Source organism: Promicromonospora sp. NFX87, assembly GCF_048564965.1.
Taxonomy (GTDB): Bacteria; Actinomycetota; Actinomycetes; order Actinomycetales; family Cellulomonadaceae; genus Promicromonospora.
In genome coordinates this window covers 4,225,301-4,239,193 of record NZ_CP183413.1, presented here as the reverse complement: position 1 = coordinate 4,239,193, position 13,893 = coordinate 4,225,301, and the positions used below count along the sequence as shown (strand labels likewise).

Genomic DNA, 13,893 nt, shown 5'->3' with positions numbered 1-13,893 from the left:
GCCATCGGTAAGGGGAGCAACATGGACTTCGGGATAGTGCTGCAGAACGACCCGCCCGCCACGCGCGTGGTGGACCTCGCCCGCCAGGCCGAGGAACAGGGCTTCGACTACGTGTGGACGTTCGACTCGCACCTGCTGTGGCAGGAGCCGTTCGTGATCTACCCGGCGATCCTGGCGGCCACCGAGCGGGTGATCGTCGGCCCGATGGTGACCAACCCGGCGACGCGCGACTCGACCGTGCTGGCCTCCATGTTCGCCACGCTCAACGACACGTACGGCAACCGGACGATCTGCGGCATCGGCCGCGGCGACTCCGCCGTGCGCACGCTGCACGGGCGGCCGGCCAGCCTGGCGACCCTGCGGGAGTCGGTCACCGTGATCAAGGACCTCGGGAACTCGCGCGAGGCCGACGTGGGCGGAAGCCCCGTGCGCTTCGCCTGGTCGCACGGCTCCGAGCTGGACGTGTGGGTCGCGGCGTACGGGCCCCGGGCGCTGGCGCTGACGGGCGAGGTGGGCGACGGGTACATCCTGCAGCTCGCCGACCCGGACATCGCGGCGTGGATGATCGGCGCAGTCCGCGAGGCGGCGGAGGCCGCGGGCCGGGACCCGGACGCGATCAAGTTCTGCGTGGCCGCGCCCGCCTACGTGGGCGAGGACCGGCCGCACATGCGCGACCAGGTGCGCTGGTTCGGCGGCATGGTCGGCAACCATGTCGCGGAGATCGTGGCGCGGTACGGGAGCTCGGGCGGGGGCGCCCGGATCCCGGCCGCCCTCACGGACTACATCGAGGGCCGCAAGGGCTACGACTACGCCGAGCACGGCCGGGCGGGCAACAGCCACACCGAGTTCGTGCCGGACGACGTCGTGGACCGGTTCTGCCTGGTCGGCACCCCGGACGAGCACATCGCCCGGCTCAAGGAGCTCGAGGCCCTCGGCTGCGACCAGTTCGCCGTCTACCTGCAGCACGACTCCCAGGAGGAGACCCTGCGGGCCTACGGCGAGACGATCATCCCGGCCCTGCAGGGCCGCGCCGGGGGAGCCGGATGAGTCGCCCCTCCCGCTGGTCGAGCCTGTCGAGACCCCGCCTGTCGAGACCCCGTACCTCCGGACTCCTCGCCGGCGCGGCCGGCGTCCTCGCCCTGGCCGTCGCCTGGGAGTCGTACAAGGCCTTGATGCCCGACGACGGCTGGATGCTCGGCGAGGTCCGCGTGCTGCCCCGCACCACCGACGTCGCGATGCCCCACCTGTGGGACATGTTCGCCCGCGCCGCCGAGCCGCTGACCTCGGCCCCCGACTCGCCGCCGCTGTGGTTCGCGACGCTGCAGGGCGCGGGGTTCACGCTGGGCGTCTCGGCCGTGGGCTGGGTGGCCGGGGTCGTGTTCGGCCTGCTCGTGGCGGTGCTCATGGCGCGGTTCGTGCCGGCCCGCGCGGGGCTGCTGCCCTGGGTGGTGCTGAGCCAGACCGTGCCCCTGATCGCCATCGCGCCGCTGGTCAAGCGGTGGGGCGCCCAGCTGGAGGTGGGCACCTTCGACTGGCAGGACTGGATGTCGGTGGCCGTGATCGCGTCGTACCTGGCGTTCTTCCCGGTGTCGGTCGGGGCGCTGCGCGGGTTCACGTCCCCGGACGCGTCCGCCGACGGCGTCCGCCTCGACCTGTTCCGCGCCTACGGCGTCGGCTGGTGGACGACGTTCTGGCGGCTACGGGCGCCGTCGTCCGTCCCGTACCTGCTGCCCGCGCTGCGCCTGGCCGCCGCGAACGCCGTGGTCGGGACCGTCGTGGCGGAGGTGTCCACGGGCCTGCGCGGCGGGCTCGGCCGGATGATCGTCGAGTTCGGCGCCTCCGCGAGCGCGGACCCGGCCAAGCAGTGGTCGCCCATCGCGGGCGCCGTGCTCGTAGGACTCGCGGCGACGGGCCTGGTGGCGCTGGTCGCCCTGGGCCTGCGCCGGTACCGCGTGGAGGAGACGGCATGACGGCAGTGGTGGTGTCCGGCGCGCGCCGGGTGTTCGACGGCGGTTCCGGCGCTGGTTCAGGCGCGGGCACGGTGGCCCTGGCCGACGTCGACCTCACGGTCGGGGAGGGCGAGCTGGTGTCGCTGATCGGTCCGTCCGGCTGCGGCAAGTCGACGCTGCTGCGGCTGATCGCCGACCTGGACACCCCGACGTCGGGCAGCGTGACGGTGTTCGGCAAGACGGCGGAGCGGGCGCGCAAGGACCAGGACTACGGGATCGCGTTCCAGCAGGCGGGGCTGCTGCCGTGGCGCTCGGTGCGGGCCAACGTGGAGCTGCCGATGCAGCTCCGCGGGGCAGGCGGGAACCGGGCGGACCGGGCTCAGCGTGCGGCCCGGGCGACGGAGCTGCTCGCGCTCGTCGGGCTCGCGGACTTCGCCGACCACCGGCCGCACCAGCTCTCGGGCGGCATGCAGCAGCGGGTAGCCATCGCGCGGGCGCTGGCCCGCAGTCCGCGGCTGCTGCTGATGGACGAGCCGTTCGGCGCGCTCGACGAGATGACGCGCGAGCGGCTGCAGGACGAGCTGCTGCGGGTCCGGGCCACGACCGGCGCGGCCGTCGTCTTCGTGACGCACTCGATAGCGGAGGCCGTGTACCTGTCGGACCGCGTGGTGGTGATGTCGCCCCGGCCCGGCCGTGTGGTGGCGACCATCGACGTCCCGCTCGGCGACCCGGCCGACCGGGCGGCGCGCGGCATCGAGCTGCGCGAGGACCCGGCGTACTTCGAGCGGGTCTCGGCGGTGCGCGAGGCGCTGCACTCCGGCGAGGCCGCGGCCAGCGCGCCCGAGGCGCCGACCGCCACCGACCGGGTGCCGTCGTGACCCGGACCCGGTGGTTCGCGTTCGGCGCGCCCGCCGTCGTCGGCCTCGTGGCGGTCGCGCTCTGGCAGGCGGTGGTGACCGGGCTGGGCGTCGAGCCGTTCGTGGTCCCCGCGCCGTCGGACATCGCCGCGGAGCTCGGCGCCAACCTGGGCGTCGTCACCGAGGCGGCCCTCGCCACGGCGACCAACGCCCTGCTCGGCCTCGTGCTCGGGACGCTGCTCGCCCTGGCCGGCGCGGGGATCGCGGCCGCGTGGCGGCCCGTCGCCGACGCGGCGAACCCGCTGGTCACGGCCACCGCCGTCGTACCGATCGTGTGCCTGGCGCCCGTGTTCTACACGATGTTCGGCACCGACGCGCAGACCACGCGCGTCGTCGTCGCGGCGATCGCCGTGTTCGTCCCCGTGTACCTCAACACCCTGCGCGGGCTGCGCACCGTCGAGCCCGTGCACCGGGACCTGCTGCGCGCGTACGCCGCGACGCCCTGGGAGGCCACGCGGCACGTCACCCTGCCCGGCGCGCTGCCCTTCTTCTACACGGGGCTGCGGGTCGCGTCGTCGCTCGCCGTCATCTCCGCCCTGGTCGCCGAGTACTTCGGCGGGCCCGTCGACGGCCTCGGCAAGGCCATCACCTCGGCCGTCTCCTCCAGCCGCTATGCCCTGGCCTGGGCGTACGTGCTGGGCGCCGTCGCCACGGGGCTCGTCTTCTATGCCGTCACCGCTGTGATCGAGAGGAACAACCATGCACGGTAAGAATGTGCTGCGCACGTCACTGGGCCTGGCCGCGGCCGTCGCGCTGGCCGGCTGCGCACCAGCGGCCGGCGAGCCCGAGCCCGGCGCCGCCACGCCCGTCGTCCTGCAGCTCCAGTGGGTGGCGCAGGCGCAGTTCGCCGGGTACTACGCCGCCGTCGACCAGGGCTACTACGCGGACGAGGGCCTGGACGTCACCATCCAGGAGGCCGGCACCGACACCGTGCCGATCGACGTGCTCGCCGCGGGCGACGCCGACTACGCGATCTCCTGGGTGCCGAAGGTGCTCGGGTCGATCGAGCAGGGCACGAAGGTCACCAACGTGGCGCAGGTGTTCGAGCGCTCGGGCACCCTGCAGGTCGCCTTCAAGGACGCCGGGATCACCGAGCCCGCCGACCTCGCGGGCAAGAAGGTCGGCTCCTGGGGGTACGGCAACGAGTGGGAGCTGTTCGCGGGCATGCAGGCCGCCGGGATCCAGACCCCCGACGACATCGAGCTCGTCCAGCAGGCGTTCGACATGAACGGCTTCCTCGCCGGCGACATCGACGCGGCCCAGGCCATGACGTACAACGAGTACGCCCAGATCCTGGAGACCGTGAACCCCGACACGGGCGAGCTGTACCAGCCCGAGGACCTCGAGGTCATCGACTGGAACGACCACGGCACGGCGATGCTCCAGGACGCGATCTGGGCCGACGCTGCCCGGCTCGCCGACGACGAGGCGTACGCGGACACCACCGTCGCCTTCGTGAAGGCGTCGCTGAAGGGCTGGGCGTACGCGCGCGACAACCCCGAGGAGGCCGCCGGGATCGTCACCGCGGCGGGCTCCACCCTCGGCGCCTCGCACCAGCTCTGGCAGACCAACGAGGTCAACAAGCTGATCTGGCCCTCCACCAGCGGCATCGGCACGATCAACGCCGACCAGTGGGACCAGACCGTCGAGATCGCCATGGGCACCAAGAACGAGACCGGCGCGACGGTGATCTCCGCCGAGCCGCCCGAGACCGCCTACACCAACGAGTACGTGGAGCAGGCCCTCGCCGAGCTTGCGGAGGAGGGCGTGGACACCCAGGGTGAGGAGTTCCAGGCACTCGACGTGCAGCTCACCGAGGGAGGCAGCTGATGGCCGACGACGACGTCCGCGCGATCGCCGGGGCCCGCGACCTCCTGATGCAGTCCTGGTCGCCCACCTCCGCGACGCCGTCGGTGGTGATCGCCGGCGGCTCCGGGTCCCGCGTGTGGAACCACGCGGGCGACGAGTGGCTCGACATGTCGTCGATGCTGGTGAACACCAACATCGGGCACCAGCACCCGCGCGTGGTCGAGGCGATAGCGCGCCAGGCGGGCGACCTGGTGACGGCGTCGCCGGCGCTCGCGGTGCGGGTGCGGGGCGAGGCGGCCGAGCGGGTGCTGGCCCGCGCGCCGTTCGGGCCGGGCGGCAAGGTGTTCTTCACCAACGGCGGGGCGGACGCCATCGAGAACGCGATCCGCATGGCCCGCGTGCACACGGGCCGGGACAAGGTGGTGTCGCTCTACCGCTCGTACCACGGCAACACGGGCGCGGCGATCGTCGCGACGGGGGACCGGCGGCGGGTGCCGAACGAGTACGCGACCGGGCACGTGCACGCCTTCGGGCCGTACCTGTACCGGTCGGAGTTCTGGGCGTCGTCCACCGAGGAGGAGGGCGAGCGGGCGCTGCACCACCTGGAGCGGGTGATCCAGGCCGAGATCCCGGACACCGTCGCGGCGCTCCTGCTGGAGACCGTGCCCGGGACCGCCGGGATCCTCGTGCCGCCGCCCGGCTACCTGGCGGGCGTGCGGCGGATAGCCGACCGGTACGGGATCGTGCTGATCCTGGACGAGGTCATGGCTGGTTTCGGCCGCACCGGCTCGTGGCTCGCGCTCGACCAGCACGACGTGCGCCCCGACCTAATCGTCTTCGCGAAGGGCGTGAACTCCGGATACGTGCCGGCGGGCGGGGTGATGGTGTCGCCAGAGGTCGCGGCGACCTTCCAGGATCGGGCGTTCCCCGGCGGGCTCACCTACTCGGGCCACCCGCTCGCCATGGCGGCGATCGTCGCCACGCTCGACACCATGGCGGACGAGGGCATCGTCGAGAACGCCGCCCGTATCGGGGCCGACGTGCTGGGCCCGGGCCTCGCCGCGATCGCCGAGGCCAACCCGCTGGTCGGGGAGGTGCGCGGCCTCGGCGTCTTCTGGGCGGTCGAGCTGGTCGCGGACCCCCTGACCAAGGAACCGCTCGGTGCGCCCGCCATGGCGGCGATCAAGAAGAACCTGATCGACGGCGGTGTCCTGCCCTTCGTCGCCGACAACCGGGTGCACGTGGTCCCACCCTGCGTCATCACCCCGGACGAGGCACGCGAGGGCCTCGCCGTGCTCGCCGGCGTGCTCGCGGACGCGAAGTAGAGCGCTTGTCCGGACACACGCTCTACCTCGGCGTTCCCCAGTCGGCGAAGTAGAGCGACTGTCCGGACAGGCGCTCTACTTCGCGGGGGATGGAAGTCTGACGGCGGAGCCGTGGGTCCCGCGCGCGACCGGGAGCGCGGGTGCCTACGGTGAAGGGACCCCGACGGTAGGGAGACCCACCATGACGAAGGATTCGGAGAACCCGGCGGCGCACAACCCGGACCCCGAGCCGGACGGCCGCACCATGCCGCTGAGCGGCAACCTCCAGCCGGGCGAGACACCGCCCGAGTCGAGCCAGGTGAGCGCGCCGCAGGGCCATGAGGAGCACGGTCCGCCGCGCTGGGTGCCGTGGGCCTGGATCGTCGCGATCCTGGTCGTGGCGGGACTGGTCGCCGCGCTGTTCGGCGGCTACGCGGCGGGGCTGCTGCGCTGAGGTATGCGTCGAGGTAGAAGCATTACAGTGCGGCCATGAGCGACAGCACCGCCCCCGTGACCCGTCCCGAGACCCGTCCCGAGACCATGCAGAACCGCCGCGCCCTGGTGACCGGGGCGTCGTCGGGCATCGGCGCCGCCACCGTGCGCCGCCTGCGTGCCGACGGCTGGGACGTCGTGGCCGCCGCGCGCCGCGCCGACCGGCTGGAGGCGCTCGCCGCCGAGACCGGCTGCGAGGTCTACGCCGTCGACCTGACCGACGACGACGCCGTGGCCGCCCTCGCGGACCATCTCACCGCGACCGGCGGGCTCGACGCCGTCGTGAACAACGCGGGCGGCGCGTTCGGCCTGGACCGGGTGGAGAACGCCGACGTCGACGACTGGCGCCGCATGTACGAGATCAATGTGCTCGGCACGCTGCGCGTCACCAAGGCCGTGCTGCCCCTGCTGCGCAAGGCGGGCGCGACCAAGGGTGTCGCCGATGTGGTCAACGTGACCTCGACCGCCGCCCAGGGCGCCTACGAGGGCGGCGCGGGCTACACGGGTGCCAAGCACGCCGAGCACATGCTGTCCCAGACGTTGCGCTGGGAGATCGCCGGCGAGCCCGTGCGTGTCATCGAGATCGCCCCGGGCGCCGTGGCGACCGAGGAGTTCTCGCTGGTGAGGTTCGGCGGCGACGCCGAGAAGGCCGCCGCCGTCTACGACGGCTACACGCCCCTGGTGGCCGACGACATCGCGGACACCATCGCCTGGGCCGTGTCCCGCCCGGACCACGTCAACATCGACCTGGTGACGATCCGGCCGCGCGCGCAGGCCCACAACTCGAAGATCGTGCGCGGCACCGGGATCTGACCCACCGGCCTGCCGGGCACATCGCGACCGGGCAGTTTCGTGGCGTGGGCCGACGGGGAGTGCTACCCATGGTCACGGTGCTGCTGTGCGCCGTATGTTGCCAGCGGGCATTCCGGCGAAGGGGCGCAGACATGATGTACGGGTCAGACATCGAGGCGCTCCGCCGCCTCGGCGTGGCGCTCCAGCAGAACGCCGAGGCGCTCGAGAGCCAGCTCACCGTGATCGGCGCACAGGTGAAGGGCGTCCCCTGGTTCGGCCCGTCGGGCGAGATGTTCGAGGACGAGTGGGCATCCCTGCACCTCCCCGGGATGCGGGCCGCCGCACTAGGTCTGCGCTCCGCCGGCGAGGCCGCCGTCCGCAACGCGGACGCGCAGGAGACGACCAGCTCGGACCTCGGCAGCGCGGGATCGAGCGGTTCGGGCAGCACGGGCTCGGGTTCGGCCGGAGGGGGTCCTCTCGCGTTCGCCACCACCGGTGACGGCTCCGGCTCGGGTTCGGGCTCGGGCTACGGGTCGGACGGCGACGCCGACAACGAGACCCCGGAGCCGGGACCGGTGCCGCTCGAGGACCGGAAGCCGACGGGCGAGATCCTGGACCAGTACCAGGTCTCGGACGCCGAGCTGATCGAGTGGGAGCCGGGGTGGCCGGCGAGCATGTTCACCGATCCGGTCAGCGTCACCGAACGTGAAGGGCAGATGCTGGACGACCTGTCGCTGGGTGAGAAGAGCGACTTCAGCGACATCAAGGACGACGCGTTCGCGGCGGCCGATGACCGGTTCCCGTCGGACGACCAGAACGACGACCAGAACGACGCGTTCCGGCACGCCTACTGGAACGCCTTGATGGCCTCCCGCTACGGCGGGGAGTGGGCGGAGGACTACGGCACCGCGCACGAGCAGAGGCCGGGGAACCCGGCGTCGCGCGAAGCCATGGACCTGTACAACAACGAGGTGGGCCGGCGTATCGCCTCCGAGAACCCCGACGCGAGCCCCGAGGAGCTCGCCGGTCTCGTGGAGCAGGCGGTGCGGAACGGGGAGATGGTAGTCGTGGGACCGGACGGGCAGTCGCTCGTGTACTCCGACCAGATCGCGCCGGGAGAGACCGGCGACGCGGGCAACGACGAGCCCGCCGAAGGCCAGGATCCCGACTTCAACGATGCGGACGCCGAGTCATGACCCTCCGCAGGACCACCGCCGCCGCGCTCGCAGCCGTGCTGGCCGGCGCACTGACCAGCTGTTCGATCCTCGGAGGAGACATGCCCGATCTGACGTTCGACGACACCGTGAACGATGCGGTCCTGCAGGTCGCCCGGGACGGTGCGACGGTACCGGTGAGCGAGGTGGTCGACGTCGCATGGGACGAGGCCGCGCTCTTCGCCGAGGGACAGACGGTGGAGGCGATCGAGGAGGTCGTCGGCGAGACAGGGCTGAAGGGAAAACGCTATGTCTCGTCGCCCAGCCTGATCGTGCTCCGCAAGGACGGCGAGGTCGTCAGCCTGATCGGAGCCACCGCCGACGTCTTCGACGGGGAGTACGGCGTGCTGCTCGGCTCCGACGCGGTCCTCGCGCCCGAGGAGCGTGGCGTCGGACTGGTCGTCCTGACCACGGGGCCGTGACGCACCTTAAGAAGTTGTGACGGTCCGGAGCCAGAGCCCCTGTCGCGTCGGAACCCGTGCCACGCTGAGCGTATGACCCAGGCAACCGAGACCCCGGCGACCCCGCGGGCCGACCGCTCCCCGCACGACGCGCTATGGGCGGCCCTCGCCGGCATCCTCGCCGGTGCCGCGGGCCTGGCCGTCGCCGAGTTCGTCGCCGCCCTCGTCGCCCCCGGCGCGAGCACCCTGTTCGCGGGCGGCGCCGCGGTGATCGACGCCGTTCCCGGCTGGCTCAAGGACTTCGCCGTGCAGGCGTTCGGCACCAACGACAAGGCGGTCCTGCTCGGGACGATGGGCGTGGTGCTCGCCCTCGGTGCCGCGCTCGCGGGCCGGCTGGAGCTGCGTCGTCCGCCGTCGGGCGCGCTGCTGATCGGAGTGGTCGGAGTGGTCGGAGCGGTTGTCGCCATGCTGCGCCCGGACGCGACGCCGCTGTGGGCGCTGCCCAGCATCGTCGGGATCGGCGCCGCGGTACTGCTGCTCCGGTCGGCGATCGCTCGCCTGCGGCCCGCGGCCGACCTGCGGGCCGAGGCCGGCACCGCCCTGGACCGGCGTGGCTTCCTGGTCGTCACGGGGATCACCGCGGGTGTGGCGGTGCTGGCGCTGGCGGGCGCCCGCGCCGTGTCGGCGGGCTCGGCGGTGGTGAGCGCCGTGCGCGACAAGATCCGCCTGCCGTCCCCTGCCGAGACGGCGCCCCCGGTCCCCGCGGGCGCAGACCTGGAGCTCGACGGCCTGGCCCCGTACGTCACGCCGAACACCGACTTCTACCGCATCGACACCGCGCTGCGGGTGCCGCAGCTCGACCCGGCCGAGTGGTCGCTCAGGGTGGAGGGCATGGTCGAGGAACCGTTCACCATCACCTGGGACGAGCTCCTCGCCCTGCCGCTCGAGGAGCACCACGCGACGCTCGCCTGCGTGAGCAACCCCGTGGGCGGCGACCTCATCGGCAACGCCCTGTGGCTCGGCTACCCGATCCGTGCCCTGCTGGAGCGCGCGAAGCCGCAGGCCGGTGCCGACATGGTGCTCTCGCGCAGCGACGACGGGTTCACCGCCGGGACGCCGCTGGAGGTGCTCCAGGACCCGGACCGCGCCAGCCTGCTCGCCGTCGGCATGAACGGCGAGCCGCTCCCCGTCGACCACGGTTTCCCCGCGCGGCTCGTGGTCCCAGGGCTGTACGGCTACGTGTCCGCCACCAAGTGGGTGACGTCGCTCAAGGTCACCACGTTCGCCGCCGACCAGGGCTACTGGACCCCGCGCGGCTGGTCCGCGCTGGGGCCCATCAAGGTGCAGTCGCGCATCGACGTGCCCCGCGGGTCGGTGGCGGCCGGTGCGGTGACGGTCGCCGGCATCGCCTGGGCCCAGCACACGGGCATCGGCAAGGTCGAGGTCCGGGCCGACGACGGCGACTGGGTCACCGCCGAGCTCGCCGAGACCGTCGGCACGGACACGTGGCGGCAGTGGCGGGTGTCCCTCGACCTGGACGCCGGGGACCACACGCTCGCGGTGCGGGCCACGGACAGCGACGGACTGGTCCAGACCGACGCCGAGGCTCCGCCCGCCCCGGACGGAGCCACCGGCTGGCACACGGTAGGCGTGTCGGTGGGCTGACCCTCAGGCTCGCGTCGCCGTCAGGAGCAGGTAGTCCCAGCCCATGGCGCCGTCGGCGTCCTGGAACCGGGCGGCCAGGTCCAGGAGGGCCTGGTCGAGGGCGGCGGTGCGCTCAGCGGAGTCGGCCACGTTGCGGTAGACCGCGATGGTCGGGCCGTACACGGCCTTGAAGAAGTCGCGGAACTCCGTGCCGGAGGAGAACCGGGCGACGGGCAGTGTGCGCACCTCGGCGTGCAGGTCCGTGACACTGTCGCCGAACAGGGCGCGGACGTGCGCCTCGTCGCCCCACAGCGGCGGCGGCTCGGCGCCGGGCGGCGGGGGCGGCGCGTACGGCTTCATCGTCGCGAACATCTGGCCGATGAACCCGGCGGGCGTCCACGCGATGAGACCGATCGTCCCGCCGGGGCGGGTGACCCGCAGCAGCTCGTCGGCCGCCGTCCCGTGGAACGGGGCGAACATGACCCCGACGCAGGACAGCACGCGGTCGAACGCCGCGTCGTCGAACGGCAGGGAGTGGGCGTCGGCCTCCGCCCACGTGAGCTCGGCGCCGCTGGCAGCGGCGGCGGCCCGGCCGGCGTCGAACAGCTCGGGCGTGAGGTCCGAGGCGATCACGTGCGCGCCCGCGAGCGCGGCGGGGATGGCGGCGTTGCCGGAGCCCGCGGCGACGTCGAGCACGTGGTCGCCCGGCCGCACGCCGGTGGCCTCGACCAGGACGGGCCCGAGGGCGGGAATCACCTCCGCGGCGAGCACGGGGTAGTTGCCGGCCGCCCACAGGGCGCGATGCTTGGTGCGGACGGCGGTGAGGACATCTGGCGGGACGACGACGGTGTCGGTCATGGGACTGCTCCTTGTCGGGAGGTTCTGGGCCGGGAGGTTCTGGGTCCGGAGGTTCTGGGCCCGGAGGGTCTGGGAGTCCCACTGTCCGCCCGGGAGACGCGGGCCATCCAGTGCTGCGTCTGTACCGGGTGAGGTTCTCGTTCTGTACTGGTGCGCCGTCCCGGCCGGGCGTTGACTGGACGAGCGAGGACTCGGCGAGGAGGCTTCATGACGACGTACGGCCAGTTCTGCCCGGTGGCAAAGGCCATGGAGGTGCTCGACGAGCGGTGGACGCTCCTGGTGGTCCGCGAGCTGCTCGCGGGCAGCACCCGGTTCAACGAGCTGCGGCGCGGCGTCCCGAAGATGTCCCCCGCGCTGCTCGCGAAACGGCTGCGCTCGCTGGAGCGGGCCGGCGTGGTGCGGCGCTACGAGGCCGAGGGCCATCCCGGCTACCGGCTCACGCCCGCGGGCGAGGAGCTCCGGCCACTCGTGGAGGGTCTGGGCATCTGGGGAGCGCGCTGGGTCGGCGGGCTCGGTGAGGCCGACCTGGACCCGCACCTCCTCATGTGGGACATGCGGCGCACGGTGCCCGTCGACGCCTGGCCGCGCGAGCGCACCGTGGTCGCGTTCCGGCTCGACGGCGTCCCCGCGCCCGTAGCCCGCTGGTGGCTCGTGGTCCGCGACGGCGAGGTCGACGTCTGCGACTACGACCCCGGGTTCGAGGCCACGGTGACCGTGTCCGCCGCACTGCGCACGCTGGTCCGGGTGTGGCGGGGCGACCTGTCGTGGCAGGGGGCGCTGCGCGGTGAGGTGGTGAGCCTGGACGGGACCGCCGAGGCGCGCCGGGAGCTGCCGGTGTGGCTGGGGCAGTCGGCGCTCGCGGCGGTACCGCGGCCGTAGCGACCGGCCTTGGCGCGGCCGTGGTGCGGTGCCGCCGCCGATGAGTTTTGGTCGCGTGCGTCGTCGACATGATGACGCCGAGGTGCGGGCCACGGCTTGACCTCAACCATTGTTCAGGTACTGGAGTACTCCCATGAGCACCGATCCACCCGTCACCGACGACGCCCCGCGTCTCCACCTGTCCGACCCGACCGTCCGGACGTTCGCCCAGCTGCTGGTGAACGTGCTGCTCGCGGGGGTCATCAACTTCACGGTGTGGTTCGCCATCACCTTCTTCGTGTTCCTGCAGACCCGCTCGGTCTTCGCCACCGGCGTGATCGCCGGCCTGTTCCTCGTGGCGATGGTCAGCACGGGGGTGTGGTTCGGCAGCCTCGTGGACCACCACCGCAAGAAGACCGTGATGCAGGCGTCCGCTCTGGTCTCCATCACCTTCTACGTGACGTGCCTGGTCATCTACCTCGTCACCCCGGCCGAGGAGTGGACAAACCCGGGCAGCGTGCGGCTGTGGGTGCTCATCGTGCTGCTCATGTGCGGCGTCATCGCCGGCAACCTCCGCTCGATCGCGCTCCCGACGGTCGTCACCGCCCTCTTCGACGAGACCCTCCGGGACCGTGCCAACGGCCTGGTGGGGACCGTCACCGGCGTCTCGTTCCTGGTGACGTCGGTGATCAGCGGGCTCCTCGTCGCGTTCGACGGTATGCGGACCTGTCTGATCCTGGCGATCGGGGTCCTGGCCGTGGCGCTGGTGCACCTGCACTTCGTCAAGGTCCCGGAGGTGCTGTCGCACGCGGCGGCGGAGGGGGAGCCGCGGAAGGTCGACCTCAGGGGCACCATGAAGGTCGTCGGACGCATCCCCGGCATGTGGGCGCTCATCGCCTTCACCGCGCTGAACAACGTGCTGGGCGGCGGGTTCATGGCGCTCATGGACGCGTACGGGCTGTCGATGATGTCGGTGCAGGCGTGGGGCTTCGTGTGGGGCGGGCTCAGCGCCCTGATGATCGTGGCGGGCCTGCTCATCGCCCGCACCGGCCTCGGGTCCAACCCGGTGCGCACCATCCTGCTCGTCAACCTGGGGTTGTGGGCCGTCACTGTGGTCTTCCCGATGCAGGCGTCGGTGGTCTGGCTCGTCGCGGGGCTCGCGGCGTACATGATCGCGATGCCGTACGTCGAGGCCTCCGAGCAGACGGTGCTGCAGAAGGTGGTCCCGTACGAGCGCCAGGGCCGGGTCTTCGGTTTCGCCCAGTCGCTGGAGCAGGCCGCCTCGCCGCTGACGGCGTTCCTGATCAGCCCGCTCACCCAGTTCTTCTTCATCCCCTTCATGCGCGAGGGAGGCACGGGCGCCCGCTGGATCGGCGACTGGTTCGGCACGGGCGACGCCCGCGGGATCGCGCTGGTGTTCATCCTGATCGCGGTGCTCGGCCTGGTGCTGACGGGCTACGCCCTGTCGAGCAAGTACTACCGCCTGCTGAGCCGCCGCTACCAGGAGGCCCCGGGCGACCCGACGCCGTCCGACGGCCCGGACGCCGACCCGGCCGCTGAGCCGGCCGACGGTCCGGCCGCCGTCCGACCCGTCGCCTGACCACAAGATGACCATGCACTTGCTGCCAGATCCGGGCTCGGCCTGGCAGCAAGTG

At 72.5% G+C, this 13,893-nt stretch carries 14 protein-coding genes; 13 read left to right on the top strand and 1 reads right to left on the bottom strand.

Annotated features, from left to right (window positions below):
* Nucleotides 1–21: 21 nt before the first annotated feature.
* From ACNYC2_RS18985 to ACNYC2_RS18935, 11 genes are all read left to right on the top strand, one after another.
* Complete coding sequence (locus tag ACNYC2_RS18985; protein ID WP_419703284.1) at nt 22–1,047, top strand: TIGR03842 family LLM class F420-dependent oxidoreductase; 1,026 nt, start codon at nt 22–24, stop codon at nt 1,045–1,047.
* Nucleotides 1,044–1,970, top strand: coding sequence for an ABC transporter permease (locus tag ACNYC2_RS18980; RefSeq protein ID WP_419703283.1), 927 nt, complete (start codon nt 1,044–1,046; stop codon nt 1,968–1,970). The genes ACNYC2_RS18985 and ACNYC2_RS18980 overlap by 4 nt, the downstream gene beginning before the upstream one ends.
* Nucleotides 1,967–2,827: an ABC transporter ATP-binding protein gene (locus tag ACNYC2_RS18975; RefSeq protein WP_419703282.1), complete on the top strand. Its 861-nt coding sequence runs from the start codon at nt 1,967–1,969 to the stop codon at nt 2,825–2,827. The genes ACNYC2_RS18980 and ACNYC2_RS18975 overlap by 4 nt, the downstream gene beginning before the upstream one ends.
* The gene (locus tag ACNYC2_RS18970) at nt 2,824–3,576 is read left to right on the top strand and encodes an ABC transporter permease (protein ID WP_419703281.1); all 753 of its coding nucleotides are present in this window, start codon (nt 2,824–2,826) and stop codon (nt 3,574–3,576) included. Before ACNYC2_RS18975 ends, ACNYC2_RS18970 begins: the two co-directional genes overlap by 4 nt.
* Complete coding sequence (locus ACNYC2_RS18965; RefSeq protein WP_419703280.1) at nt 3,566–4,696, top strand: ABC transporter substrate-binding protein; 1,131 nt, start codon at nt 3,566–3,568, stop codon at nt 4,694–4,696. The genes ACNYC2_RS18970 and ACNYC2_RS18965 overlap by 11 nt, the downstream gene beginning before the upstream one ends.
* Entirely contained in the window at nt 4,696–6,000 is a 1,305-nt protein-coding gene (locus ACNYC2_RS18960; RefSeq protein WP_419703279.1) for an aspartate aminotransferase family protein, read from the top strand. The genes ACNYC2_RS18965 and ACNYC2_RS18960 overlap by 1 nt, the downstream gene beginning before the upstream one ends.
* 181 nt (nt 6,001–6,181) lie before the next feature.
* Nucleotides 6,182–6,433, top strand: coding sequence for a DUF6480 family protein (locus tag ACNYC2_RS18955; protein ID WP_419703278.1), 252 nt, complete (start codon nt 6,182–6,184; stop codon nt 6,431–6,433).
* Nucleotides 6,434–6,468: 35 nt separating this feature from the next.
* Nucleotides 6,469–7,284 carry an SDR family oxidoreductase gene (locus ACNYC2_RS18950; protein ID WP_419703277.1) on the top strand — a complete coding sequence of 272 codons (816 nt, stop codon included), beginning with the start codon at nt 6,469–6,471 and terminating at the stop codon, nt 7,282–7,284.
* Nucleotides 7,285–7,415: 131 nt separating this feature from the next.
* Complete coding sequence (locus ACNYC2_RS18945; protein WP_419703276.1) at nt 7,416–8,459, top strand: DUF6973 domain-containing protein; 1,044 nt, start codon at nt 7,416–7,418, stop codon at nt 8,457–8,459.
* Nucleotides 8,456–8,899 carry a hypothetical protein gene (locus ACNYC2_RS18940; protein WP_419703275.1) on the top strand — a complete coding sequence of 148 codons (444 nt, stop codon included), beginning with the start codon at nt 8,456–8,458 and terminating at the stop codon, nt 8,897–8,899. The genes ACNYC2_RS18945 and ACNYC2_RS18940 overlap by 4 nt, the downstream gene beginning before the upstream one ends.
* Before the next feature lie 72 nt (nt 8,900–8,971).
* Complete coding sequence (locus ACNYC2_RS18935; protein ID WP_419703274.1) at nt 8,972–10,543, top strand: molybdopterin-dependent oxidoreductase; 1,572 nt, start codon at nt 8,972–8,974, stop codon at nt 10,541–10,543.
* Nucleotides 10,544–10,546: 3 nt separating this feature from the next.
* Here ACNYC2_RS18935 and ACNYC2_RS18930 read toward each other — a convergent pair whose 3' ends face one another.
* Nucleotides 10,547–11,380 carry a class I SAM-dependent methyltransferase gene (locus tag ACNYC2_RS18930; RefSeq protein WP_419703273.1) on the bottom strand — a complete coding sequence of 278 codons (834 nt, stop codon included), beginning with the start codon at nt 11,378–11,380 and terminating at the stop codon, nt 10,547–10,549.
* A gap of 207 nt (nt 11,381–11,587) precedes the next feature.
* Between ACNYC2_RS18930 and ACNYC2_RS18925 the strand changes: the two genes are divergently transcribed.
* Together ACNYC2_RS18925 and ACNYC2_RS18920 are read left to right on the top strand one after the other, a co-directional pair.
* Entirely contained in the window at nt 11,588–12,259 is a 672-nt protein-coding gene (locus ACNYC2_RS18925) for a winged helix-turn-helix transcriptional regulator (RefSeq protein WP_419703272.1), read from the top strand.
* A gap of 133 nt (nt 12,260–12,392) precedes the next feature.
* Nucleotides 12,393–13,838 carry an MFS transporter gene (locus ACNYC2_RS18920; RefSeq protein WP_419703271.1) on the top strand — a complete coding sequence of 482 codons (1,446 nt, stop codon included), beginning with the start codon at nt 12,393–12,395 and terminating at the stop codon, nt 13,836–13,838.
* The last annotated feature ends 55 nt before the right edge of the window (nt 13,839–13,893 follow it).